This window comes from Bacillus sp. bc15 (assembly GCF_900142585.1).
Classification (GTDB): Bacteria; Bacillota; Bacilli; order Bacillales; family Bacillaceae_G; genus Bacillus_A; species Bacillus_A cereus.
On sequence record NZ_FRBJ01000007.1, the window covers coordinates 31,790 to 56,745 of the forward strand.

Consider the following 24,956-nt stretch of genomic DNA (forward strand, 5'->3'; position numbering starts at 1 on the left):
ATATATTAAATATACTTTTTGTAAAATCAACTTTAGAATAACTTTTATATTTTACAACTAAATTAAACTATTTAGAGTCTATTAAAGAAAACCAAGAAACATATTGGTATGAATATAGAAAATTACAAGATTGGTTGCAAGAACAGCAACTAAGTACTAGTTTTATTAGGTGGGTTGAACGGAGAATGAAGAAATTCCTTTGGAAGTATCCCTTATATCATCATGATGAAAATGTATTTAATAAATAAGGTAAGTTAGGCATCCGGAGGGATGCTTTTTCTTTTTGTATAGAAATCCCCTTGGTGACTATATTTTAAATGTAATTAATAAGTACGGTACGTGAAGTTTTATGATGTGTGTAGAGATAAGATTACATTTAATACAATAAGGGAAGAATGGCATATAAGATGATGAAGTAAAAACATTTACTGTTATACAAATGGAGGAGTGTTATGAACGCAGTTTTTAAAGAGTTTAAGCAGAGCTTAAAGGCATTAAGTGCTGCCAACACATATTTAGATTGCTTAGTGCAAACTAAAACGTATCTGCAGTTTCTAATACTTGTCATATTTTGCATTATTACAGTTTACATACCTTTCCCTTCATTTACGCTTAATTATATAAATAAATTAGATTTACTAATGCAATACATAATTAAATCACTTTATTTTTCTTTTCCTATTTCACTAGTTTTCCTATTTATAATGCGGGATCAAAGATCCTTGTTTTCTAAAAAAATCACTTTCCAGCAGCTAAAAATTTCTTTTTTATGTGCTTTTATTATTTATGCTATTATGTTGTTATTTTTAGCCGTACTAATATCTTTTACAACATTCAAAGGAACATCTAATCCTATTGGGAATGAAGGGATTACTAATATGCTTCACAAAACACCTGGGGTTGCAATTCAATTAATCGGAGAAAACATTATGTTTGTATCTATATTGTTCTTTTGGCATAAGATCATACGTTCCTTCAAAATAAGCCCCATAGCTTCTATTACAATCTCTTTAATATTGTCTGGAAGCTCATTTGGATTACTCCATCTCTCTACGTATAACAATAATTGGGTACAATGTTTAACTATCATTGGAATACCAGCTATCGCTCAAATGATTTTCTTTCTAATATTTAAAAATATTCATATGGGATACATACTTCACTTCAATTACAATTTAATCATTATACTTTTTAACTATATAGCTTCAATTTACCACTAAAAATAAAAGAAAAGGCACCCCTGCTGCAAGGTACCTTTTCTAAGGGGTATAACTCATTAACTAAGCGGCCGTTGGTTAAGTATACCGCCTAGACTATTACATGAGTTATGTTTTTATTATACATTGATCATATCAAAAATATTATCATTAGTGAAATTAACTTTTATTATTTTTTAATTTTAAAGCTGCCACCATAATAATTATGTTTATCAATTTTCATAACATCTACAAATAATCCTGGCTTATAAACTGATGTAATAGGTGTTACAAAGCTCCCATAAATATGCGCAGTACCAGAATCATAATTTGTTTTTTAACTTTGTGAGATAGTTTTAGAGACAAAAATAATAGAAATGGAAAAAGAAAGGATAAAAGCAATCTATATACGTCCTAATGTAAAATATATATTTCATTTATTTTGTTTATAATTTAATATATAGAATATAAGATAAAAAGTAAAGATTACCTTTACAAACGGGGTGCATTTAATGTCAGTAAGCAAAATAAAAATTGCAAGAACAGAAAAGGGGCTAACTCAACAAAAATTAGCTGGGCTTGTAAATGTTACCCGACAAACAATTGGCCTTATTGAACTTAATAAATACAATCCATCTTTAAAGCTTTGTATTGATATAGCTAAATCACTCGATAAAACTTTAGATGAATTATTTTGGGAGGAAAAATAGAATGGAAAAATTTAAAAATTTGTTTTCACTCAGTACACATTCAGATGAAAGAATTCAACAAATCGAAATGAAAATTTGGGCTCAATCTGGAATTGTGGTTTTATTGCTAGCCTTCTTAGATTTAATAATAAGGGGCGTATACTTACAAAGACCGGTTCTAGAATGGGCTACAGCTCTTGGTATCATTATCTGTTATATAGTATTCTTCTTTATTAGATCCATTTTAGCTGGTGTTTACGAACCAGAAATCGATAACAAGGAAAAATTAAAACAAAAATTAAAAGCTAAATTATCTTATACTCTTATTTTATCTTTTTCTGGTGTAGCCTACACTACATATCATAATCAATTACCTCAAGATATTGTTGGATGGATCTTAATATGTATTAAGTTTATTCTACTTATTACTATTTTGTTTGGTATTCAATATTTTATTATTGTAATAGCATGGAATAAATCCAATAAAATTTAATAAGTATAGACAAAAAAGCTTATCTTTTAATACATAATGATAAGCTTTTTATTATTTTCTTCATCTCTTTTTCGTTTTAGGGGATATTTTGTTTTGTCAGCTTGATAGCGATGTGGCGTGCCCCTAAATGCTTTGAAAATCCGTATTGAATTAACACTAAAAAGAATCTATTTTGAAAAAAATTAATCAAAATAGATTCCAATTTTCAAATTCTGATTGTAGATTTTATGAAAAAATTGATCAAAACACATGAATATATTAATTACAAAAGTTGACTTACTTGTACTAGAATTATTCTATTCTTCAAACCAAAACAGAGTCTCGATAGGCGCTTCTAAAACTTTTGCGATATCATAAGTAAGTTTGAATGAAGGGTTATATTTTCCGTTTTCGAGATTGCCAATTGTTTCTCTTCTAACCCCAACCTTATTAGCTAAATCTTCCTGAGACATATTTAACTTTACTCTATATTCTTTCATTCGAGTCTTAAGTGGCATCTTGCATTCCTTTCTTTTCCCTACGCTCAAATATTTCTAAGTTAATTAAGAAGGTACCTAATGGTGCAAAAACTGAAATAATAACAAGGAAACGGATTATATGTAGATTTTCAAAAATAAATATACTCAAAACTAGTATGATACCTAGCACCAATGCTACGAAAAAAGCTCTTGTAGCAGAGATGCGAACATGTAGTATAAAAAGCTCATCTGGTACCACTTTTGCATATGCAAAGAAGAAAAAGAAATTGAATAGGAGACCTGCCCACGTAATATCACCTAAAAATGAGAAAGGTGCCAAAAACCCTAAAAAACCGATAAATCCTAAATAAGCCATTTTATTTTTCATACAATCCTCCTACGTGATATATTTCGCTCTATATGTTAAAAATATATCACGTAGTTTTGCAAATTGAAAGGACTTACAACATTACAAATTTGTTTTAAATTGACAGTAAAACCACAAAAAGATACGTGAAATTGCCGCTAACAGCACCCTTCAAAAGAATCGTTATAACAAAAAACTCACAATATTGATACAATATCATTATTAAATGAAATCAAGAGAAAACAAAATATAAATTTAGGAGGAGAAATACTTTGGAAATAGATCAAATAAAAAATATCCTAAGAAAAAGAGCAACTATCTTTCAAACAGGAGGAAAAAGGCCCGATTTATCTATAAATGAAAGTTGGATTGGAAAGATTCACTATTCATTACCAAATGAAACTTACCCAATTGACCGCTATGGAGAAAAAATGTATGCGATCATGATGCTTAATTTAACTCAAATACCTTTTCTTCCAGAAGCAGTAAAAGATTTGAAAGCCATCGCAGTATTTCTCTCTCCAAACTTTGCTAAAGATTTGTCCAACTTATCGAGGAATTTTTGTATTAGAGATTATGATTCTTTAGAGGAACTAGTACCCAATGAGATGTCACTTACGTTTCCAAATCTAAAACCTTTTCCCTTAATCCCTAGATTAGTAACTGATGAGTTTCCACAATGGGATACGGAAGATTTTCCAAACAACATTCAAGATAGAATTTTAGAACTTGAAAACACAATTGATATTGAATACTACGAGGATATTTTTGAAGAAAATTATTACATACATAAATTAGGTGGCTATGCTTCTTTTGCCCAATCAGGCATCCAATGGCCGGCGGATTATGAATTTGTTTTTCAAATAACAGAAGATCCAAAAGCACATTTAAAGATGATTCATGGTGGCGGAATTTATTTTGCTAAAAATAGTACAACAAATGATTGGATTGCACACTGTGATTTCTTATAGGAATAAGAAATAAAGTAACGTTTTCTTATGTGAAATCTTGCTTAGCTTATATTCTCGTTAAAATGTTGGCGGTATGTCTATAAAACTACACACTTTAATGGATTAAAAGGAAAAAGAGAATTTACAATGAAGAAATATGTCAAATTAGAGGTGTCAGCTAGACCACCTAGTCTCATTGGTTAAAAGAACTTGAATAAAGTTCTTTTTTTATTTCTAATTAATGCCAATAGTGACACTTCATACCTAGAATCGTTTCCTTATCCCTATAATGGTTCTTTCATTAATAATACTCTAGTTAATAAATATCTTGAAAATAAATTGTTAAATTTATCAATTTGATAACCTAATCCCACAGAGTAGTAAAGGATGAACAATTAGACATGCCCATAATACGATCTACGTAAAAAGGCGAAAAGCCTATCTCTTGTGTTGATAAAGCTGTAGAAATATAAAACAGAATATTCTGTTTTATATTTCTACAACTTCAAGATATTTACATATTTAGGAAACAAAGTTATGTTTGTGATGATATACAATAAATGGAGGGAAGGGATCTTATTATGTTTAAAAAAGTAGCATTAGGGATTTCGTCGTTAGCAATCACTACATTTGTAAGTTTAGGAATGGCAACAGAGGCATCTGCTGGTCCTGCAGCACCATTGTCTTCCTTAAATGTTGTACAAGTAGAGTCTGAGCAAGGTGGGGTAGAGACAATCAATACTAATAGCTTTAGTACAACAAGGAACCATGGAGGAAGTTACCTATATATTTACACAAAAGAAATTGGATATGGACAAAATCCGATTGCAAAAATGAATGGTTCAGCAGTAAAGAGTATTGGCTCAACTGTAATTGGCGGCAACCCAATTGTTGGTTGGTATTATAAGTGGGATGCATCTGGACATCAACAGGGGACATTTGAATATCAAAAAACCTCTATTAATTTCCCATTCAATACAATGCGCACTTCACTTTATATACAATAAATAACCAGGGGTAAATTATAGGAATAACTATTAAGGTACGAGTTCTAATGGGGTAGTTTATTCTTTGAATTGAATACTATTTCTATAATAATACTTTTCTATTGTTTTATGACTATGTTACCCATTTGTAAAAGTTCATAGTCATGATAGCTCTACGGATCTATATAAACATAGTTTTGGAGAATGGAAACCTTTAATTTTAAAAAAATACAGAATAAGAGGAGTTTTAGTATGAAAAAACAAAGTCTAGCTATAGCTACTATTCTATCATTAGGTTTAACTGTATTTGGTGGTACTACCTCTACATTTGCGATGACTGAGCCAAATGATAATGTGACGTTTCAATTTACATCAAAATATATAGGAAATATACCGTCAAAGCCCAAGGACTGTAATAATGTAGACAAATATAAGCTGTGTACAAACAAAGAAGAAGCTGATGCTTGGGGAAAAAAACAATTTAGTAAGTGGAGTAAAGAAGAGAAATCTGCCATAAGAGATTATACAAAAAATGCAAGGCCGTATAATGAATTCTTAAGAACGCATGCGGGTAAATTAGATTCTGATCTTACAATGAAGAAAAAAATTGAATCCTTAGATAAAGCATTAAATAGAAAAGAGGCAAAAATGAATGACAATATAAAAGTGTATCGAGGGGATGATGCATGGATTTTTGGAAAGGAGTATGATAATTCCATAATAAAAAATGGCAAGGTTGATAGGGAGAAATTCAAGGAAATACAAAAAAAATTCCAAGGAAAAACAATAACTGAGTTTGGATATATAAGTACTTCTATACTTATTGATGCCGGATATGCCAAAACAAGACCAGTTATGACAGAATTTAAGGTAGGCTCTGGGACTCATGGTGCTTATATGAATTCAGATGACTTGACTGCATATCCAGGGCAATACGAATTATTATTGCCAAGAAATACCGTCTATAAAATTGAAAAAATATATATAGCTATAGATAACAATACCCAAAAAGAACAAATAAAGGTGGAGGCTACAATTAAATAAATCTAATGAAGTTAAATTTTTAAAAATAAAGTGATTCAGAATAACTATATAAATCCGAATACGCAACGCATGTAAATAATCCAAATAAAAACCGTAAAGATTTCTAATCTTTACGGTTTTTATCATTTTAGCCAAGAAGACTCCTTCCTCAAGGAGCGTGAAGGGTTACAGCCCAGTGAGTAGGCGGGAGATGAATTGGCTTCGAACAAGGGATGGCAGGGATCCATCTTAATTGTTCGACATATATAAAATGTTACTTTGCTATCTATCGAATATATTTTAGATAAGTTTAATTTGATATTCTTGAAGCCAGCTATTCACTTGAAGTAGATAATCAATTAAACCTCTAGCCTCATTACCAGTAATGATTTCATCTGTACCTAGTGCAATTGCACGAACCTTTTCTACGTTAATAAGAGGTAGAATAGGAGAGGTATTATCGTTTAATACATCTAGCATCCATACACTAATTCCTTGTAAATAGGCGTTATCTTTTGTACTTGGATATGCACTTTTTTTACGATAACATACATCTGTGGGAAGAACAGTTTGGAAAGCTCGACGTAAAATTCCCTTTTCAATATTATCGATACTTTTTATTTCAAACGGTACATTCCAGAGATATTCAACCAGTCTATAATCACAAAATGGAACACGTACTTCAAAACCTGTCATCATGCTAGTACGATCTTTTCTCTCTAACATAAAAGGTAGGAATCGCGTAATAAACATATAAGACATTTGACGTTGTTTTGCTTGTAAATCATTTTCTCCTTCTAAAAAGGGTATTTCATTTACAGCTTCTTGAAAACGTTGTTTTTGATAGTTGATAGGATTTATTTTTGTTTTTAAGTCTTCTGATAAAATTTCTGTAATATAAGAATAGTTTACATTCCAAGGGAAAATATCCGCTTTTAAAAACTCTTCTTGATGGAACCAAGGATATCCAGAAAAAACTTCATCGGCTGATTCTCCTGAAAGGGCTACTGTAGCATCTTTTTTCATTTCTTTAAAGAGAAGATACAAAGATGTTTCAAGTTCCCCAACACCTGGTAAGTCACGAGCCCTCATTGGAATTAATAAATTTTCAATGAGCTTTTCAGATCCTAATTCAAAAGAATGATGTTGTGTTCCAACATGCTCAGATACACGTTGTACCCAAGGTTCATCCCGATCACGGCGAAGAAAATCTTCTTCGAAATCTCGTTCTTCATTTGTAAAAGTTAGAGAATAAGTATGAAGTGTCTTTCCGATTTGTTTGAATTCATTTCCTGCTAATCCAGTTAAACCACTGGAATCTAAACCTCCTGATAACATTGTAACCACGGGTCTATCGGCAACTAATTGTCGTTTCACTGTATCCTCTAAAATAGATTGAATTGTATTAACTGTAGTATTTATATCATCTGTATGTGGTTTGCTTTCTAGCTTCCAGTATTGCTTACTTTCAGTTTTATTAGAAGTAAACAGAATGTAGTGTCCTCCGCGCACTTCATGTAAATCTTTAAATACTGCATGACCAGGTGTTCGCATTGGGCCAAGACAGAAGATTTCGGAAAGTCCTTCTGTATCCACTTCTGCTTGTACATTTGGATGAGAAAGTAATACTTTTATTTCAGATCCGAAGATAATCGAATTATCACGTTGTGCAAAAAAGAGTGGTTTCACCCCTAAATGATCACGGGCTAACATGAGTCGTTGTAATTTCTCGTCCCAAATACCAAAGGCGAAAATCCCGTTAAGGTGTTGTACACAATCTTCTCTCCATTCTAGATATGCGTGTAATAATACCTCGGTATCTGATTTTGTTTGAAATACATGGCCCAAATGCTCTAGTTCAATACGTAGCTCTTGGTAGTTATAAATTTCTCCATTAAATGTTAGTGAAACAGTTGTCTCCCCATCCTTATACAACATGGGTTGTAGACCACCTTGAGGATCAATTACAATAAGGCGACGATGACCAAAAGCTGCATGTTTAGAGAACCAAAATCCTTCTGCATCTGGTCCACGATGTATAATAGAATTTGTCATGTTTTTTAAAGTTTCTTTTTGTTTAGAAAGGTCCATTGACCAATCAACCCATCCCGCTATTCCGCACATATATAATACCTACTTTCCATTTGATTAGTAAACATCATAGTATTTCTATAAATTTTTTGTTTAGTAATAAGTTTTTAATCATATTAATAATGCTTATTTAAATGATGCATATCCTGGATTTTTCGTTGTTTTTAGTTGCATTGCCTGCTATCTCTGGATACCAGCTAATAGGTGTATCAATAATTGCAAATATCCGTATTCCATAATCGTCTTACTCTAAAGTTGCTGATTTTGTCATCATAATAACAGCACCCTTTGAAACAGGATAAGCATAAGTACCTATTGATGCTAGAAAACTAAAAACAGAGGCAATATTAATAATTACACCATGAAGATGTAATTCACGCGTTTTTTAGCGGTGCCAATAATACCATAGGTTCCGCCGTGTTGATTGATATAAATGATACGATGGTAATCATCCAAGTCATGTTCTAAAACAGCAGTGGGATAGCCAATACCGGCATTGTTAAACATAATGAAAATTCTTTCAAAAGCTTGAACAGTTTTTTCTATTAATCACTCAGTTCCTTTAAACTTTGAAACAATTGTTTTTATAACAATCGATCCTCCAATATTTTCCTGGATGGCTATAGCGGTTGCATTACCTAGCTCCACATTAAAATTAGCTATTACAACTTGATTTCCTTTTGAGCAAACTTTTATGTAGTTTCTTTACCAATTCTTCTGTCTCAACCAGTGATAAAAGCGACTCTTCTCGGGTTTAGTGTTATCCATCTCCTTTATTTTTATATAATGAATGTTAAATGTGTTTATACAAAATTGTTATTAATTGAAAGATTAATAACAACTATCTGTATTGTAACTCTATTTATAATTCATTAAAATTTAGATATATTTACTAATAATTAAGTAAATCTTAATAAAGGGAGTATTAAGATGAATTTTGAACAAATGGAGTATATCGTAGCGGTAGCGAATACTGGATCATTTACTAAGGCTGCACTCCAGTCTCACGTTACTTTATCAGCAATTAGTCAATCTATTTCCTTGTTAGAAAATGAACTGGGAGTAAAACTCTTCGCACGTTCACGAGGATTGGGGGCAGTTCCGACTTCCGAGGGGAAATCGATTATAAAAAAAGCTAGTGATATTCTACTGCAAGTAAAAGAATTGAAAGAAGAAGCTCAAATCTACAATCATACTTTAAACGGGGAGTTAAGAATTGCGACGATCCCTGGGCCTATGCATGTACTAATAAATATAATTTCTACATTCAAAAAGGAGCATCCTTATGTAAATATAAAGGTTTATGAAAAAGATCATAAAAAAATACTAGAAGACCTTCAACAAGGCGAGATTGATATTGGATTTATTGCATCATCAGAGAAGTTTAGAGAGAGACATAATAATTTTACATTTAAAAAAATAATAGACGTTAAAATAGTTGTGGGAGTTAATAAAAATTCTCCACTTGCATTAGAGAAAATCCTTGTACCAGAACAGTTAGTAAATCAGGATTTGGTTTTATATGATGATGAATACATTCGGGATAGCATTAATAAGTTATTTTCTAAGTATGGGAATGTGGATATATTATTCATCTCTAATAATACGCAAGCAATAGAAAATGCAGTGAAGCAAGAACTTGCTATTACAATTGGATTGGATTATTCATTTAAACATAATCTATTAAATAATCAAAAAGAAATGGTTTCTATTGTATTAGATGTACCTAACCTTGAGCCTCTTTCTTATGGATGGGTCCTTAGTAAAGACAAGCAACCTTCAAACATACTATTGAGGTTCATTAATAAGCTTCAGTTTGAGTAGAAGATTGGTTTAAATTGCAATTCATTTAATATAAAATGCCCCCACTGATAGTTGTGGGGGTATTTGAAATTCTATTGTTTTAATGTTTATACTAGAAATTTCTTACTTCATGCCATAAATAGTAGTTTTTTAAAATCATTCAACTTTATTTTCAAATCTTTACATTTTTCTCTTTCGTCATACTCAATGTAAGCTATGTGACCATCGGGGCGAATTAAAATGACAACTATATTTTTTAACTGAGAATCCTGTATTTCACCTACAACCACCTTTATGTGTGAATCAATGTTCATTTTATCTATTTCTTCTTTATAAGAAGGAGGTATTAATAAAATATATTTACCATTTTGCATCAATTCAAAGAGTTTATGAGTTTTCTTATTTTGAGAAGAAATAGTAAGATTTGTGCATCTTTTCCCTATCAATGGATTCCTTTCTTTCGTATGCATAGAGGAATATATAACCCCTAAGCCACTTACTCTTTTAGCTAAATCTTGATTTACCTCTGGGTATGTGAGTAAATGCGAGAATAATTCTCTTAATTCTATACCTGCATTTGAAAAGTTTATCATTAATTGTTCTTGTGCTTGTACTTCCTTGAAAAATTGTCTTCCCACAGCATGTCGTTCAATATGATAACTTTCTAATAGGCTTTCATATTTTTTTTGTTTTATAGCGAGTCCCAATTTCCATCCTAAATTAAAAGCGTCTTGTAAGCCTACATTCAAACCTTGTCCTCCTGCAGGAAAATGGATATGCGCTGCATCACCTGCCAAGAATACACGTTTATGTTGATAAGTATTTGCTAGTTTGGTTGCATTTCCAAAACGAGAAAGCCATATTGAGCTTTTAATTTGAATATGTTCACCTGTAATACTATAAATACTATCTATAAGCTCTTTTTCTGTGACAGCAACATGAACAGGTATTGTCTGATTCTTAGGATCTACAATTGCAAAGCGAAATACATTAGGTGCAATAGGTACCATTATTAGTATCCCATTTATATTAGATGTAGAAAAAAATGGGTTATTTGGTACATCTTCTAAAATGACATCGCCTAATATAGCGGTAGTTGTTGTATCTGTTCCATTAAAAGGTATATGTGATAACTCACGAACTAGACTTCTTGCGCCATCACCGCCTACTACATATGGAACTTCTATTTTATATATTGTTTCTCCTTGTTCTATTTCTAGTTGTACGAATGTTTCATACTGTTTTAAATCTTTTAAAGTATGACCACGTTTAATGTCTACACCTAATTCTAACGCACGCTCTTCTAATATTTCTTCTGTAATAGATTGGGGAATAAAAAGTGTATATGGAAAATCGGTATCTAAATTTTTAAAGTTTAATCTTGTATCTAGGGCAGCAAAATGGCTTGTATCTAATTTCTTCCCTCTAGATAAAAAGCGATTTTCAATACCTCTCATAGCCATTAATTCTAAGGAGCGGGGGTGAAGTGTGAGTGCTCTAGAATTTCTTATCCGATTTAATCTTCTCTCTAAAACGACAACTTTTACACCTTGAATAGCTAATTCACATGCTGTCATAAGTCCAACCGGACCACCGCCAACTACCGCTACATCATAATAATTTTCCATGTCATGCCCTCCATTTTTTTACGTAATTAAGAGCTAATATAAGAATTTGCACAATGGATTTGTAAACGATATCTATTGTGCAAATATAATTATACTCCATTTTGGTTTCCTTGGAAACTAAAATGAGATATCTTGAGATATTCCCTATATCAAACATTGGATATGAAGGTTAATTGGACTCAATATGAGAAAGATAATAAGGTAATCTATTTCTAATTATCTAAAAGAAAGGGGATGTGATTAAGATGAATAATACATATAATGAAAAGACGCATACAGCGATTAAACAATTATTAAAAAAGTTTTCACCAAAAGCTCCTGGCTTTGCATATATTGCTAGTTTTGATAGCGGAGTAACGTATAAAGGTACAGTTGGCTTAGCTTCTATAGAGGAAAATCTGCCGATAACCACAAAGAGCGTTTTTAATATCGCCTCAGTTTCTAAACAATTTACAGCGTTTTCTATATTGCTCTTAGAACAAGAGGGAAGATTGAGTTTAGATGATTCAATTGTAAAGTTTGTCCCTTTTATAGGAACATATGCTGAACCTGTAACATTGAGACATCTAATTCATCATACTGGTGGGCTAGTTGATTATATGGCATTGGCTGAAGCAGCAAATATTAAATTTACTGATACATTAACTGTGGAAGAATCACTAAAACACCTAAATGGTCATCAAATTGCAAGGTTCCCAGTGGGCACAAAATTTGAGTATAGCAATACAGGATATTTTTTATTATCACAAGTGGTAGAGAAGGTAAGTGGCAAGTCTCTACTTCAGTTTACAAAGGAGCGTATTTTTGATCCTTTACATATGAAAGACACAACAATTGTAGATTACTACCCAACTACTATACCAATTACTAGTGGGTATTCGAAGAATGAGCAAGGAACATATAAAATCTATGAAAGCCCTTGGGAACATACAGGTGATGGGGCAGTTCATACAAATGTTGAAGATCTTGTAAGATGGGGAGAAAATTTAACTACAGGCACCGTTGGTGGAAAAGAACTTGTTAAAAGAATGAGCGAAATAGGTCCGAAAATTTCTTCAGCTGGAGAAACGATTATTGAAAACGAAGATTATGCTTTTGGGCTGAGAGTTGCAGAAGGTTTTAAGTTTCGATACTTGGAGCATTCAGGTAGCTGGGCAGGTTATCGTTCATACTTCATGCGGTTTCCAAAAGAATATTTGTCTGTCGTAGTACTAAGTAACTATGATGAATTTGACTCTAAAAAATATGCTAATGAAATAGCAGGAATTGTTTTAGAAAAATAAAAAATAGGGCTTAGAAGACAGTATCTGGATTTGGTTAACCACACGTTGTTTTAGGTGTAATTGATTTTGAGAACGGAAGGCAAGCGTAAATTTATGCTTGTCTTTTTTCGTATTAAAGTGAACATAGATATTTATATTCATATAGTTAGAAAATTAATTAGAAATTCTTTAAATATAGATTGATTAATGTGGTCAAATTTAAAAAATATAAAGATTGTATATTACGTTTATCAAACTTTATTTTATTAAAAATTGAAATGTTAATTAATATTCCTATTGCTATTAAATTGACCATTAAAGAACTTCCACCAAAACTTACAAATGGAAATTAAGGGTTTTGAAAGAGGATTTTTAAAAACAAGTGAATGGAAGAAGATACGTTTAGTTGTTTCTAAGTATTTCGAACTATTAGTCAATTTATTGCAATATTGAAAAAAAGGAAATGTATACTCTTTTGATAGATAGTCAGCTGTAAATGAAATGTTTATGCCTTTAAATCCTAATTTTCCCATTTAATTATAAGGCGTAATAATTTCTTGATTTAGAGCAATTTCTTTTAGAATAGTGTTTGTTTCCTCATTATCTCAAAAGCGATGGATTAGGTCGCCCTGAAGAAATTTCTAAAATAATGGTAAGAGCATGATTAGTAACCTCCGATATAAATATTATTTGTTGATTAACAAGTATTATTATAGTTAGTGTTCAAATTATAGCCTTAACTATATAAAAAAATTTATTACAGAAATATTCAACGGTTAAATTCCTTTTGTTAATGTATAAAAAAAACTCAGTAACACATATTAAATGGAGATAGACTAGTTCATTAATTTTGTATAAGGGAGGTAAATGTATGAATTTTCCATTTAAAAATTTAGTATTTGAAGGTGGAGGGGTAAAAGGCATTGCGTATGTTGGTGTGTTGGAAGCATTGGAAGCATTGGAAGGTGGAAATGTATTAAAAGATATTAAGCGGGTTGGTGGAACGTCGGCTGGTGCAATTATAGCTTTAATTGTTTCTTTAGGTTATACCGCTAAAGAAACACAACAGAAATTGAAAGAGATGAATCTAGAATCATTTATGGATGGTGGTTTTGGAAAAATTGGAGATACGGTGAGGTTGTTAAGTGACAAGCATGGTTTTTTTAAAGGAGATAAGTTTGTAGAGTGGTTAGAAGGAATTATTGAAACTAAAACAAATAATAAAGATATTACCTTTAAGCAATTAAAAGAAATGAAAGAATTTAAAGATTTATATGTACAGGGCACCAATTTATCTACACATAGAGTGGAAACTTTTTCGGCTGATAATGAAAAGTATGAAGATATGAAAATAAAAGAAGCTATAAGAATTTCAATGTCAATACCATTCTTTTTTGAAGCTGTGAAAATGCATGATGATTATTATGTTGACGGCGGGGTGTTGTCAAATTACCCTGTAAGATTATTCGATAGAGAGAAATTTTTGACTGAAACAGTAAATGGTTTACAAGATGTATATGATATTAAAAATAGAAAAATTATAGAAAACAAATATGTATATAATAAAGAAACACTAGGATTTAGAGTAGATTCAAAAGATGTAATAGATATTTTTAGCGGTAAGGCTTTACCAAAAAATCATGAAATTAGCAGTTTTTTTGACTATATTTGGAATTTGACGGCTAGTCTAATGGAAAACCAGGAGAATACTCAATTAAGTGAATTTGATTTTGATCGAACCGTTTTTATAAATTCAGTAGGTGTGTCAGCTATTGATTTTAAAATTGGAGAAGACGAGCAGGAAGAACTTATAGAATCTGGAAAAATAGCAGTAAATGATTATTTTAAACGATATAATAACAGCAATAGTATGAAAAATAAAACAGATGGGACATAATAAATGACGATATAGGATTCAAATCATAAGTTATTTCTAAGAATTACTTATTTTATAATTATTTAATTCCTAAAGCAAAATGATTTTGATATGATGTTTAATTCTTGTAATTAGATATTACTATTATGTAAAGAAAGTCATAAAGAAATGTACTTAGGCTAACTGGCAATTTAATTTATAAATTTCATAAAAAATTAAAAAGCTGATATTCCTTAATTGGAAAATCAGCTTTTTATGTTAGAAGTATGTCATTGTTAGCAAAAGTTATATCTTAAGTTTTTTATAAATTTTATTTATTTTAACGATATTTATTTGTATATAACTTACATTTCGTCAAGTTTAATCACCTTTATATATTTTTGCTGATAAATTTAATTCGTAATGAAACAATATTCATTAATCTCTAATTTTTTTGGTGTTTTTTACTAATCAAAATCTAATAAATGGGCATAATAACTAATGTAAAGATTTTATAATAGTAGAGCTATAATTATATTACATAGATGCTAGTAAAACAATGGTTTACATGTATGTACTGAGCTAAGATGATCGTGGGTACAATAAATTTATGTATTATGTATAAAACGGAGATAGTGTAAAAACTAGGGATTGGAAAGTATTGAGAAAAGAGGAGGTAAGAAAACAATGTTAATTCCTCATCAAACTTATATTCAGAAGAAAAGATTCAGTATTTGAGTATTTATATGTATTACATAAATATTGTTAGACATATACACATTGCTTTCCACGATTAATATGACGCAGTAAGGAGATAAGAGGAGGTAAATATGAGTTTTCTTACCGAATATAATCAGATTCCTTCATCGGCGCCAGCAGATAAAGTTGCACTGGTTTATAAGTGGCTAAGTATTGACTGGCGTACAATGTATGCAGAACTTCGTAAATCCCGACCAATTTTTTCTACACCCTCCTTCACAATGATTACTCGTTGGAGTGACGTTATTCAGGCATTAAATCAGCCGGAGGTGTTCACAGTCGAACCATACAGACCTAAGATAGACCCTTCGGTGGGACCATTCATGTTAAGTTACGATAATACGGAGCTTAACTGGCATGAGAAATCGATAATGCGATCGCTACTTCGGTGGGATGATTTTCCAATAATAAGAAGTTTAGTGGAACAGATTGCTAAGAATTCGCTTCATGATACCGGCGAAAAGATGGAAGTAGTAAGTAGTTTAGGAAGACTAGTACCTCTAAGGATTGTCCAGAATTATTTCGGGTTTATAGGACCTGCTGATTCAACGATGCTTCGCTGGTCTCGTGCCACACAACACGATATGTTTCGTAATCCAGGAAATGATTCTGTTGTGCATGCAGATAATGTGAAGGCCGGACTCGAGATGCAGAATTATGTTAGGAGTTTCATTAATACTAAGCTTACTCAAACAAATTCAGCAAATGATCCTGTGTCCCGTCTGTGCCGGATGGTAAAAGACGATGTTGGTGGAATCTCTCTTGAGAGAGCAGTTTCAAACGTATGTGGCCTTTTGGTAGGAACTATAGAGACAATGTCACAGGCTATAGTTCAGGCGTTGGAGCAGATACTTTTAAGTTCAAAGCTAACAAACCTCGCAATTCAGACAAGTAGAGCAGAAATGAAAGATTTTGAAGCCATTGTATGGGAGGCCTTACGATTTAACCCGATTACAACTCTTGTGCCTAGAGTGTGTCGACAAGATATTACACTTGCTCAAGGAACTTCTGGAGAAGCTACTATTAAAGCTGGAACTCCAACGGTCATTTGTACAGGCTCTGCAATGTTTGACGAATACGCATTTCCAGATCCTTTAAATGTTCGTCTTAATCGGGAACGTTCTCGATACCTTCATTTTGGTTTTGGGCACCATGAATGCCTCGGTAAACATGTTGGCTTGATAGCCATACCGGAGGTTCTTAGACAAATTTTTCTTGAGATAACTCCCAAGCTTTTGAGCGGTGAAGCGGGCAAAATAGATTTTAAAGGTGGGCCTTTTCCAGAAAGCTTCACTATTTTGACGGGAAAATAAGGAATCAAGGACAGGAGGGGTAATGTATGAATAGTTCAGATACATCAGCCAATGCGCGTGCTAATAAAAATGAAGCGCATATCAATACTTCGCGACGCGACAAGAGTTCAGATGGACTAAAAAACCGAGTTGAAGCGTGGCTTCTTACACATATTGAGCCAGCTTGGTCCTTTATAAATCAATCATCATCACTCTCGAAGGCCATAAACTGTATTCTCATTAACAATGCTGTTAATAAGACGAGGAATAGGCCACTTCCACTTAGTTTGAAGGCACCCTACACTACATGGTCTACACTAACAGACAAGACGTGGTACAGTAGATATTTGCCGGAGAGCAACGTATCAAACCTCCCGCCATTGTCTGAGGTTACTGAACTTTTTCGGCGAACAGGTGGGATTAAGGTGTCACAAAAATCGACAAACCTATTCCCAGTTTTTGCACAGTGGTTTACAGACGGTTTCTTGAGAACGGCAGATGACAATAGACAACGTACTACCTCTTCACATGAAATCGATCTCTCACAGGTGTATGGACAGACGGAATGTCAAACGAACGCCATTAGAGAAATGTCAAACAAGATTGGCTGTCGAGGTCGCTTAAAGACTCAAGTTTTAAAAAATCAGGATGGATTTGAAGAAGAGTATGCTCCTTTTTTATACGAGAGTGATGGTGTGACGAAGAAAGCTGAGTATGCTAACTTGCCAACACCTATAAGGCTTCCATCCAATTGGCCAATTGAGAAGCGTGCTACTTTATTTGCATTTGGAGGAGATAGGGCGAACTCTACAGCTCAAACAGCGATGGTCAACACCCTATTTATAAGAGAGCATAATCGCATATGTGGAGAAATAGAGCAAGCATACCCTGATTGGGATGACGAACGGATATTTCAAATTTCTCGAAACATTTGTATTGCATCGTTAATCCGAGTGGTTGTTCAAGAATATATTAATCATATTGCTCCTTTTCATTTTAAATTTCGAGGAGAACCGAACGTCGCATGGACAGCAAAATGGAACCGTCCTAACTGGATACCAGCAGAATTTAATCTTCTTTACCGCTGGCATAGTCTTGTACCTGATAAAATTATTTGGGGATCTAGTGAATATTCTACAATGGAGATGGCGTTCGATAATTCCAAACTCATAAATTATGGACTTGCATATGCATTCGAAACAACTAGTCGACAAGCTGCAGGTCGTTTAGCTCTGCACAATACTCCTGATTTTTTATATGAAGCGGAGAAAAGTAGTATTAAGCAGGGGCGTGATTTCCGTCTTGCCACATACAACGACTATAGGGAAGTCATGTCGTATCCACGAGTTTCAAGCTTTGAACAAATTACAGCTGATTCCAAAGTTATCGCTGAGCTAAAGTATTTGTATAAGACGGTTGATCGAATGGAGATGTATATTGGTTTATTCGCTGAAGACACAAAGATAAATGGGACAGTTCCTCCCTTAATCGGCAGAATGGTAGCAGTAGATGCATTTTCACATGCTCTAACAAACCCCCTTCTTTCTAAGCACATCTTCAATGCGGTTACGTTTACGACGGTAGGAATGCAAGTAATTAATGAAACTACGACGCTAGCGAACATTGTTAATCGTAATATTAACATCAATGAACCAGTATTTGTTTCAATGACACGGGAGGATTGGATACCGCAACCGCCAGAAGGTTTTTAACAAGCCACAAATTTCCTATATAATAAATTTGAAGATTTCCTAGGTAGTGTTTTTAAAATGGTGTGGAGATTATATTAAAAATTAATTTTCATAATTGGCTGTTAAGTATAATGTATTTGTGTTTATAAAATTACTTTTTTAGTAATTAGGTCTGGAAAATAAATATATTTATATATGTGTGGATTGATAAATGAAAAGTCGCATAAAAATTATAACAGAATATCTACCAACTCACTTCTCGTTCCTTGGTGAAGGATGTATTTATTATTAGATTTACGATATAAAAAGAAGTACCCTTAATTAGAACCAGAGATACTTCTTTTTATATTTTAGTCAGTAATTATACAACAAGGAAAAATGAAGTTATAATTCGGATGTAATTACTTATATTTCCTATGGGTTTAATTATATGTATGATACTCGGACACTTTGAGTTACCAGAGTTTTTTATATTATTAGGGTTAGTATGTGTTGTATTAGGTAGCTGTATGACAATAAAAATCAGTATTTTAGGGATTACCATAAGGAGGAGTTAGACAAATTAATTCCTATTAACATAGAAGGTAGTAGGTAAGAATGGCAAAGGAATACGCAAAGAAATTTTATTAGTCAACAGCATGGGAGAAATGCAGAGAGTCATACATTGCTACAACATTAGATGGTATGCGCGAGCATTAGAAGGAAGTACCTGGGTAATTCTTTGACCATATTGTTGAAATAGCACCAGAGACTATAGATAATCGAGATATCACATTGAATCATGAGAACCTACAATACTTATGCTTATCTTGTCACCATAAGAAGACGTTTAGTAAGTCTGTTTTGCTTGTGTTATGAGAAATAGAGATAAAGCGATATTGAGTAATCTGAAGCGTTTTAGGTATGATCCGTGTGATGATATTGTCGATTTGTATTTTCAAGGATTAAAGAATACAGTTACTTGTCATAATACAGTGATGAAATGATTAAGAAGAGATGGTCATCTGGATGCCAATATCTCAAAGCATATATATTTCCCTCAACCTAGGACACTACGAAAAACTAGCCAAAAGATTCTTTACTTCCTTGTCATTGTAGGGGGATACAAACCATTCATTCATTATGAAAAAACGAAACTATCCAGAATCTAAAGTAAGGATCTAAATTCTTTCCACCAATCCTCATTATTATCGATAAGTAGTATGATATTAACTCTTCTCATTTACGTTTCTTTCAAGATTCTACTATTAGCAAATTTATGAATAGTCTTGCTGTAAAAAAATAATAAGAAGCCCTGAACAGGGCCTTTTTATTTGCAAGACTTTTTTAACCACCATGAAATACTCTCACTAGGAAGTGTCGTGACGTTAAGACGGATGAAATTGTTTATTTTGCTAGTGAAGTATACAAACGACTGGGAATAAGTAATAGCATCTATAGAAAATACATGGAAGTCTTGCAGTGTGAGGAATTCGCTGTAAAGAAGAATAATCGTGGCAGACGCCAATATATAGACAGTACCATTATGGTTATTTAGAAATTAATTGAACTCAGCAGGCATGGCGGTATGAAGCTAGAAAAGGCAGTGATGAAGATTGCGAATCAAATAGAGAGGGGTAATCCGAATCTGATTAAGAAAGAACCTGAGGACAAGATAATGAAAGGTCTAAAGGTAGTTAAGGAGATTTTGTTCGTCTTTAATATGAAAAAAAATAAATACAATTGAAATGGAAATCTTTAATAAAATATATCAAAAAAGAAGTTGTTTTATATAAATGTGCTTTTTTCTTTACTTTTTTGTTTCGTTTCGTATAAGACACAATCAATATAAGATAAGAGATTCCACACAAAAATTTACACTATAGAAAATGAAAAGACCCATTATATAAATTATTTTTAATATAAAGAGAGATTAATCGGGATATGTGAAAGTCGACAACAGAAGGGTAGTGATTATTTACTCTAAAAACACAATAATTATAAGAATCAGCACGAAGCACATGCAAAAAATAATTCTGTTTTAGATAACATCCATCTAATCAAAAAATCGAATTATAAAAAAGAGGGGGAAGGCATTTTTTATTGAAGTTTGTTTATAATAACTTTTTAACTTGTTAGGGGGAATCTGATTTTGAAAAAGGTGACACTGGAGATACATCCCATGAAGTATCTCGATCAAAAACTGCAGGAGGAGTTTTTACATAGCCTTCAAAGCTGAAATTTTTAAAAGCAGTTCGCTTTAAAATAGATATTACTTCTAGGAATCTTAAGTCAGAATTAGACGAAATGACAAGAGACGCTCTTCCTGCTGCTAGAAGAGTAGCACTAGAAGTTCCTCCAAATCTGTCTGTTACGGTTGAGTCTTCAGGACCGACCAGTAGTCGTTGTTATACCAAGTCCTTTCACAGGTAAACGAAGAGCCTCATTTGAAGAATAAAGGTGTATATTGTTACTTGGAACTGAAATAGATATACCGGTACCATAATTAGAATAGTGATTACGCTGAGCAGTACTGGACAAAACAGCGACTTGCATAACACCTGGTATTCCTACAAGATTATTTCTAAAATGTTTAGATGTATGTACACGATTCCATATTAATTTATGAAAATTAGGATCAAACTCCCATCCCTGAGTGTAAGGGATTTCGACCGAAGAACTATGATTAATGAGGCTTTTCTCATTCCCAGCTACCCATAAAAAGACGATTCCTTTTTGACGACGCTCTCCAGATAAAGCTAATTCCGTAATACGTTTAATTACCATAAGAGACCAAAAATTATATGGACTTCCTCCCCAAGAATTAGATAAAACGTCTATCTTATCAGCAATATAATTTAAAACTTTTATCATTTTACTATCTGTAAATTAGCACAAAAAGCCCTTGTGATTCCCATTTTATAGGAATAAGTCGGCCTGAAGGTCACACCAACAGTAAGTGCAGCATCAACTTCAGCTGCAAGTACCATGGTCAGCGCCTACTTGGTACATTTTATTTATATTTGAACCACTTACATGTTTAGTAAATAGATTCTCTCCTTTAAAATACACACAAGAAGCAAACTTATTTTGAGAATTAAAATCTTTATGGTCCATTTTACATCCATTGTCTGTAGCACCAACAACAGCTCCTGAACTTACTAGATTATTTAAAGTATTCCAAGCCTCCTCATAACGTGATGATGAGCGGGGGCTAATTCAGGGTAGTTGAATCAGGTATGTAAATGCCATTGTTTTATATATTGCTCATCTGTTGGGAGAGAGATATTACATTTTTTCATTCTTCGATTTAAATCATGTTCTGCTACTTCTACAAGTGGCTCCTGTTTAGTTAATTGGACAATTAATTTTACAGGGTTCCTTCCAGTAAATTCAGTAAACTGAAACATATAGTCACGATGATTAAAAGCTTCTTTTACTACTAACCCATAACGGTTCGCAAAATCGTTAACTTTTTTAATGAAAAAGGAACATGAAACATTACTAGAATCCAATCTGTTAGTAAGAATTCCGTATTTGTATCTCTAACATAATATGCATGATGCGTTGGGGTGATTTCTCTAGTTTTATCTTTTCTATATTTAATTTTTCTTTAACTATCTCGTGTAGAGCTCGTATTACAAATTGATTTGGATTTTTATCTAAAAATATTTTTTCACCTGTACGATAAGTATAGACTTCATTTGAACTTTTCACTAATTTCCCTCCGCACGTAAGATTTTTCACAAGTATATTTTTCACATGAGATTAGAAATTATACTTTAGTATTTAAAAATATGAAGAGGAAGGTATAAAATTTAAAATGAGATATACTCCAAATCATATGTGGACTAGAGATATCGGTATAAATCCCTAATGGCAATTGTTTCTAAGGACCACTATACATGCCCCCTTCATTTTAAAAAACCTTGCTAGAGAATTAGCTTTTGCATAATAAAAGCGTAAGTTTTTAGGACGTTACTTATCTATTATCTGTGTCTGGATTAGTCAACGTGTAGCGAGCTATTCCTTAGTTCGACGGTGTAGTCAACTTCAGGCTGTTACAGAAATTCTTATTAACTTAGAAGGCAAAATAAATGTTTTAATAAAAATGTTAAACATCAGTCATTCTAAGCTTTTTAATCATCTATTTTCAATGGCTTCGTAGTTTAGATATAACGATTTTTTAAGTACCAAAAGATTTAGTTCTGGATCAAATGGTTGTGAACAAAAATTGATTTAGAAAACATTATGAAGATCTTTGCTTGACTAAATTTTTGTTTATTTGGCTATACAAATTCCATTTGTTTAGGTAAATGTCGAATAAATTTTTATTTATTGTTAAAACTACGTTTGAATTGTAAAACTATGGCTTTTTAACTGTCAAAACTAATATCTAAAAGCCTTAAAATAGTCATAGTAGTATTATAAATTAAGGAAGGAGCAATTAAATTGCCAGCTACTCGCGAGAAAGTCCGCTTACATCTAAAAGTGTTAGAAAATCCTGATATCCCCATTGGAAAAATGGTAAATGCTATGAGCGAAGTTTACTCGACAGCAGGTCTTGATGTTGAAATAGTAAGTACTGAAACCTTAAATCTTCCTCATCTCAAGGATGTTGATGTAGGCACATGTACCATGGGAAATATAACTGACGAACAAAAGGAACTTTTTGAATACCGTAATAATGTTAATGATAATGAATTAACTGTATATTTTGTAAGAAGCACAATCCCTCCTTACAATGGATGTGCAGCTCATCCGTTACAAAGGCCAGGAGCAGTTGTAACAAGAGTAGCTAGTGTTTGGACATTAGGGCATGAAATCGGACATGTATTGGGACTCCAACATGTAAATAATAATGATCAGCTAATGACTGGAAACGGAACTGGTAATATTACAAATCCACCTCCCGATTTAAACTCTTCAGAAATTGACACGATGCGGAATAGCCAATATACAACTCCAAATTAAAAGGAGGAAAACATTATGTTAAAAGACAAAATAATTGAATTACTTAATCGAGATGAACCAGATTACGCTGCTGCTTCGGATTTAGGTCCTGAAATCATCCCTATTTTATTGGATTTAACAAAAAATGGAGGACAAGAGATAGCTCCTCGAGCTGTCTATGCTGCAAGTTTAATTCAACATGAAAAAACAAATCAAGTTCTTGAGGAAGGTGCAAGCAGTTCTATACCAGATGTACGAGTTGCGACAGCTGCTGCTTTTAAAAATTTCAATTCACAAAGTATGGGAGATGTTGACTCAAATATTCTTTCCTTACTATTAAATGATGAAGATGCTGGGGTACGAAAAGTAATATTATCGACTATCTCTCAAAATCAAATAAATAATACTACGGTTCGTTCAGGAGTTGAAAAACTTGTAAATGGCGAAAAAAATAAACAAGTTCGTACTTTAGCGGAGACGGTATACAAAGAAATTAATCTTTAATACCAACTAATCTATTTAATATTTAGTTTTTCTGAGGAGGTTATAAATTTTGCTAAACATTACACTAGATATATATTCAGGACTTCGTAATCCTACTTTTAATTTTTCAGAAGATGAGGAAACGAAAATTCTCCTTAAAGAAATAGCTTTAAATAAGGGTGCTATTACACCCTTATCTAAAGAAGTTACAAGATTAGGGTATAGAGGAATTAACATTACATTAAAATCTGATTATCTGCCTCAATTGTATGGTTTACCGTCTTCATTTAGTATAGCAAACGGATTATCTACAATTGAATCAAAAGGAAGAGAAATTGCTGAACGCTTGCTTGAAAGAACTAAGTCAATGTCTGATGGAGTAGTGAATAATCCGAATTTTTCTCCATCATTAATTGACTGGACAGTTAATCAGATTAAAGATATACCAATATTTTCACATCCGCAAAATGAGTTAGATGCTACGGTTGAAGACAATGTAATGTCTTGTCCTTCAGAGCAAGTAGTCTTTGATCAAAGTTTCTGGAACAATCGGGATCACATGCAACATAATAATTGTTACAACTTTGCTACGAATCGAAGAACTGATTCATTTGCACAACCTGGACGCGCCTCAGGTCATATGTACAATAATATAACTTGTGAAGAGGTTAAGAAAGGAGCAATATCTGATGGAGCAGATGTTGCGGGTAGATGTTTTCCAGAAACCGAAAAACCACGTTTTCTTATGGCTTTAGTTATTGCACCTGGACCAGGTTTTATTGATTATCATTGGTATCGTCAATGTAGTAATGGAAATTGGGCTCATAAACCAGGTCAAACACCTGCTCGAGATACTGACGAGAGTAATCACATAATTACAGATCCAAGAACCGCTAATAGAGGGCCATATACTCAATTTTGTGGATATATGTTAGCACCTAAAAGTATGGATATTTTCTAAATTTTGTTTTAAATATAAGCCTAATCGATTTAAATTA

The 24,956-nt window shown here is 32.6% G+C and carries 22 protein-coding genes and 6 pseudogenes; 19 read left to right on the forward strand and 9 right to left on the reverse strand.

Annotation, left to right across the window (positions count from 1 at the left end; all coding sequences use genetic code 11):
* Positions 1-44 precede the first annotated feature (44 nt).
* Positions 45-248 (forward strand): annotated as a pseudogene (locus BUA87_RS31895) (hypothetical protein); the annotation flags it as partial.
* Positions 249-452: 204 nt separating this feature from the next.
* The gene (locus BUA87_RS20845) at positions 453-1,220 is read left to right on the forward strand and encodes a hypothetical protein (protein ID WP_071715031.1); all 768 of its coding nucleotides are present in this window, start codon (positions 453-455) and stop codon (positions 1,218-1,220) included.
* 166 nt (positions 1,221-1,386) lie between these two features.
* Here the strand turns inward: BUA87_RS20845 and BUA87_RS20850 are convergent.
* Positions 1,387-1,533: pseudogene (locus tag BUA87_RS20850) on the reverse strand (DUF5065 family protein); the annotation flags it as partial.
* Positions 1,534-1,708: 175 nt separating this feature from the next.
* Between BUA87_RS20850 and BUA87_RS31900 the strand changes: the two are divergent.
* Positions 1,709-1,906, forward strand: a complete 198-nt coding sequence (locus tag BUA87_RS31900) for a helix-turn-helix transcriptional regulator (protein ID WP_071715030.1) — start codon at positions 1,709-1,711, stop codon at positions 1,904-1,906.
* Position 1,907: 1 nt separating this feature from the next.
* Positions 1,908-2,378 (forward strand): DUF6773 family protein, encoded by a 471-nt coding sequence (locus BUA87_RS20860; RefSeq protein WP_072940631.1) that lies wholly within the window; start codon positions 1,908-1,910, stop codon positions 2,376-2,378.
* 296 nt (positions 2,379-2,674) lie between these two features.
* Here BUA87_RS20860 and BUA87_RS20865 read toward each other — a convergent pair whose 3' ends face one another.
* Together BUA87_RS20865 and BUA87_RS20870 are read right to left on the reverse strand one after the other, a co-directional pair.
* Positions 2,675-2,875, reverse strand: a complete 201-nt coding sequence (locus tag BUA87_RS20865) for a helix-turn-helix transcriptional regulator (protein WP_001128814.1) — start codon at positions 2,873-2,875, stop codon at positions 2,675-2,677.
* Positions 2,865-3,224 carry a DUF3796 domain-containing protein gene (locus BUA87_RS20870; RefSeq protein ID WP_000791799.1) on the reverse strand — a complete coding sequence of 120 codons (360 nt, stop codon included), beginning with the start codon at positions 3,222-3,224 and terminating at the stop codon, positions 2,865-2,867. Before BUA87_RS20870 ends, BUA87_RS20865 begins: the two co-directional genes overlap by 11 nt.
* Before the next feature lie 251 nt (positions 3,225-3,475).
* On the opposite strand from BUA87_RS20870, the gene BUA87_RS20875 reads away from it, so the two are divergent.
* The 3 genes from BUA87_RS20875 (at position 3,476) to BUA87_RS20885 (ending at position 6,183) form a co-directional block, all read left to right on the forward strand.
* Complete coding sequence (locus tag BUA87_RS20875) at positions 3,476-4,174, forward strand: DUF1963 domain-containing protein (RefSeq protein WP_072940633.1); 699 nt, start codon at positions 3,476-3,478, stop codon at positions 4,172-4,174.
* Between the two features lie 560 nt (positions 4,175-4,734).
* Positions 4,735-5,160: a DUF4879 domain-containing protein gene (locus tag BUA87_RS20880; RefSeq protein ID WP_000475218.1), complete on the forward strand. Its 426-nt coding sequence runs from the start codon at positions 4,735-4,737 to the stop codon at positions 5,158-5,160.
* 231 nt (positions 5,161-5,391) lie between these two features.
* Positions 5,392-6,183 (forward strand): ADP-ribosyltransferase, encoded by a 792-nt coding sequence (locus tag BUA87_RS20885; protein ID WP_000744855.1) that lies wholly within the window; start codon positions 5,392-5,394, stop codon positions 6,181-6,183.
* Between the two features lie 279 nt (positions 6,184-6,462).
* On the opposite strand, the gene asnB is transcribed toward BUA87_RS20885, so the two are convergent.
* Positions 6,463-8,286 (reverse strand): asparagine synthase (glutamine-hydrolyzing), encoded by a 1,824-nt coding sequence (gene asnB / locus BUA87_RS20890; protein WP_072940636.1) that lies wholly within the window; start codon positions 8,284-8,286, stop codon positions 6,463-6,465.
* Positions 8,287-9,183: 897 nt separating this feature from the next.
* Between asnB and BUA87_RS20900 the strand changes: the two genes are divergently transcribed.
* A complete protein-coding gene (locus BUA87_RS20900) occupies positions 9,184-10,077 on the forward strand; it encodes a LysR family transcriptional regulator (protein ID WP_069604263.1) in 894 nt (297 codons plus the stop codon).
* 107 nt (positions 10,078-10,184) lie between these two features.
* On the opposite strand, the gene BUA87_RS20905 is transcribed toward BUA87_RS20900, so the two are convergent.
* Positions 10,185-11,684 carry an FAD-dependent oxidoreductase gene (locus tag BUA87_RS20905; protein WP_072940638.1) on the reverse strand — a complete coding sequence of 500 codons (1,500 nt, stop codon included), beginning with the start codon at positions 11,682-11,684 and terminating at the stop codon, positions 10,185-10,187.
* A gap of 245 nt (positions 11,685-11,929) precedes the next feature.
* Here BUA87_RS20905 and BUA87_RS20910 point away from each other — a divergent pair, with 245 nt between their 5' ends.
* On the forward strand, positions 11,930-12,967 hold the full coding sequence (locus BUA87_RS20910; protein WP_072940640.1) for a serine hydrolase domain-containing protein: 1,038 nt from the start codon (positions 11,930-11,932) through the stop codon (positions 12,965-12,967).
* Between the two features lie 217 nt (positions 12,968-13,184).
* Here the strand turns inward: BUA87_RS20910 and BUA87_RS20915 are convergent.
* Positions 13,185-13,301: pseudogene (locus BUA87_RS20915) on the reverse strand (FtsW/RodA/SpoVE family cell cycle protein); the annotation flags it as partial.
* Positions 13,302-13,817: 516 nt separating this feature from the next.
* Here BUA87_RS20915 and BUA87_RS20920 point away from each other — a divergent pair.
* From BUA87_RS20920 to BUA87_RS31915, 6 genes and pseudogenes are all read left to right on the forward strand, one after another.
* Positions 13,818-14,843, forward strand: coding sequence for a patatin-like phospholipase family protein (locus tag BUA87_RS20920; protein ID WP_072940642.1), 1,026 nt, complete (start codon positions 13,818-13,820; stop codon positions 14,841-14,843).
* Between the two features lie 788 nt (positions 14,844-15,631).
* Positions 15,632-16,873 carry a cytochrome P450 gene (locus tag BUA87_RS20925; RefSeq protein ID WP_072940644.1) on the forward strand — a complete coding sequence of 414 codons (1,242 nt, stop codon included), beginning with the start codon at positions 15,632-15,634 and terminating at the stop codon, positions 16,871-16,873.
* Positions 16,874-16,899: 26 nt separating this feature from the next.
* Complete coding sequence (locus BUA87_RS20930; protein WP_083530676.1) at positions 16,900-18,564, forward strand: peroxidase family protein; 1,665 nt, start codon at positions 16,900-16,902, stop codon at positions 18,562-18,564.
* Between the two features lie 708 nt (positions 18,565-19,272).
* On the forward strand, positions 19,273-19,401 hold the full coding sequence (locus tag BUA87_RS31905) for an HNH endonuclease (protein WP_255285305.1): 129 nt from the start codon (positions 19,273-19,275) through the stop codon (positions 19,399-19,401).
* Positions 19,398-19,828 (forward strand): annotated as a pseudogene (locus BUA87_RS31910) (hypothetical protein). Before BUA87_RS31905 ends, BUA87_RS31910 begins: the two are co-directional and overlap by 4 nt.
* Before the next feature lie 96 nt (positions 19,829-19,924).
* Positions 19,925-20,194: pseudogene (locus BUA87_RS31915) on the forward strand (hypothetical protein); the annotation flags it as partial.
* A 713-nt stretch (positions 20,195-20,907) separates the two neighbouring features.
* On the opposite strand, the gene BUA87_RS31920 reads toward BUA87_RS31915, so the two are convergent.
* The 3 genes from BUA87_RS31920 to BUA87_RS31930 form a co-directional block, all read right to left on the reverse strand.
* A complete protein-coding gene (locus tag BUA87_RS31920) occupies positions 20,908-21,396 on the reverse strand; it encodes a S8 family serine peptidase (RefSeq protein ID WP_072940646.1) in 489 nt (162 codons plus the stop codon).
* A 359-nt stretch (positions 21,397-21,755) separates the two neighbouring features.
* A complete protein-coding gene (locus tag BUA87_RS31925; RefSeq protein WP_072940648.1) occupies positions 21,756-22,037 on the reverse strand; it encodes a hypothetical protein in 282 nt (93 codons plus the stop codon).
* A gap of 4 nt (positions 22,038-22,041) precedes the next feature.
* Positions 22,042-22,239 (reverse strand): hypothetical protein, encoded by a 198-nt coding sequence (locus tag BUA87_RS31930; protein WP_072940651.1) that lies wholly within the window; start codon positions 22,237-22,239, stop codon positions 22,042-22,044.
* Positions 22,240-22,441: 202 nt separating this feature from the next.
* Between BUA87_RS31930 and BUA87_RS31935 the strand changes: the two are divergent.
* The 4 genes and pseudogenes from BUA87_RS31935 to BUA87_RS20980 form a co-directional block, all read left to right on the forward strand.
* Positions 22,442-22,709: pseudogene (locus BUA87_RS31935) on the forward strand (IS4 family transposase); the annotation flags it as partial.
* Positions 22,710-22,974: 265 nt separating this feature from the next.
* Positions 22,975-23,496: a matrixin family metalloprotease gene (locus BUA87_RS20970; protein WP_072940653.1), complete on the forward strand. Its 522-nt coding sequence runs from the start codon at positions 22,975-22,977 to the stop codon at positions 23,494-23,496.
* A 15-nt stretch (positions 23,497-23,511) separates the two neighbouring features.
* Positions 23,512-23,979: a HEAT repeat domain-containing protein gene (locus BUA87_RS20975; protein ID WP_072940655.1), complete on the forward strand. Its 468-nt coding sequence runs from the start codon at positions 23,512-23,514 to the stop codon at positions 23,977-23,979.
* A 49-nt stretch (positions 23,980-24,028) separates the two neighbouring features.
* Positions 24,029-24,919, forward strand: a complete 891-nt coding sequence (locus tag BUA87_RS20980; RefSeq protein ID WP_072940658.1) for a hypothetical protein — start codon at positions 24,029-24,031, stop codon at positions 24,917-24,919.
* The last annotated feature ends 37 nt before the right edge of the window (positions 24,920-24,956 follow it).

Coding starts and splice junctions, on each gene's coding strand:
- BUA87_RS20885 (WP_000744855.1), top strand. CDS start 5,392: ATGAAAAAACAAAGTCTAGCTATAGCTACTATTCTATCATTAGGTTTA.
- BUA87_RS20865 (WP_001128814.1), bottom strand. CDS start 2,875: ATGCCACTTAAGACTCGAATGAAAGAATATAGAGTAAAGTTAAATATG.
- BUA87_RS20845 (WP_071715031.1), top strand. CDS start 453: ATGAACGCAGTTTTTAAAGAGTTTAAGCAGAGCTTAAAGGCATTAAGT.
- BUA87_RS31920 (WP_072940646.1), bottom strand. CDS start 21,396: ATGATAAAAGTTTTAAATTATATTGCTGATAAGATAGACGTTTTATCT.
- BUA87_RS20860 (WP_072940631.1), top strand. CDS start 1,908: ATGGAAAAATTTAAAAATTTGTTTTCACTCAGTACACATTCAGATGAA.
- BUA87_RS20975 (WP_072940655.1), top strand. CDS start 23,512: ATGTTAAAAGACAAAATAATTGAATTACTTAATCGAGATGAACCAGAT.
- BUA87_RS20905 (WP_072940638.1), bottom strand. CDS start 11,684: ATGGAAAATTATTATGATGTAGCGGTAGTTGGCGGTGGTCCGGTTGGA.
- asnB (WP_072940636.1), bottom strand. CDS start 8,286: ATGTGCGGAATAGCGGGATGGGTTGATTGGTCAATGGACCTTTCTAAA.
- BUA87_RS20870 (WP_000791799.1), bottom strand. CDS start 3,224: ATGAAAAATAAAATGGCTTATTTAGGATTTATCGGTTTTTTAGGGTTT.
- BUA87_RS20900 (WP_069604263.1), top strand. CDS start 9,184: ATGAATTTTGAACAAATGGAGTATATCGTAGCGGTAGCGAATACTGGA.
- BUA87_RS31900 (WP_071715030.1), top strand. CDS start 1,709: ATGTCAGTAAGCAAAATAAAAATTGCAAGAACAGAAAAGGGGCTAACT.
- BUA87_RS20880 (WP_000475218.1), top strand. CDS start 4,735: ATGTTTAAAAAAGTAGCATTAGGGATTTCGTCGTTAGCAATCACTACA.
- BUA87_RS20930 (WP_083530676.1), top strand. CDS start 16,900: ATGAATAGTTCAGATACATCAGCCAATGCGCGTGCTAATAAAAATGAA.
- BUA87_RS20920 (WP_072940642.1), top strand. CDS start 13,818: ATGAATTTTCCATTTAAAAATTTAGTATTTGAAGGTGGAGGGGTAAAA.
- BUA87_RS20910 (WP_072940640.1), top strand. CDS start 11,930: ATGAATAATACATATAATGAAAAGACGCATACAGCGATTAAACAATTA.
- BUA87_RS20925 (WP_072940644.1), top strand. CDS start 15,632: ATGAGTTTTCTTACCGAATATAATCAGATTCCTTCATCGGCGCCAGCA.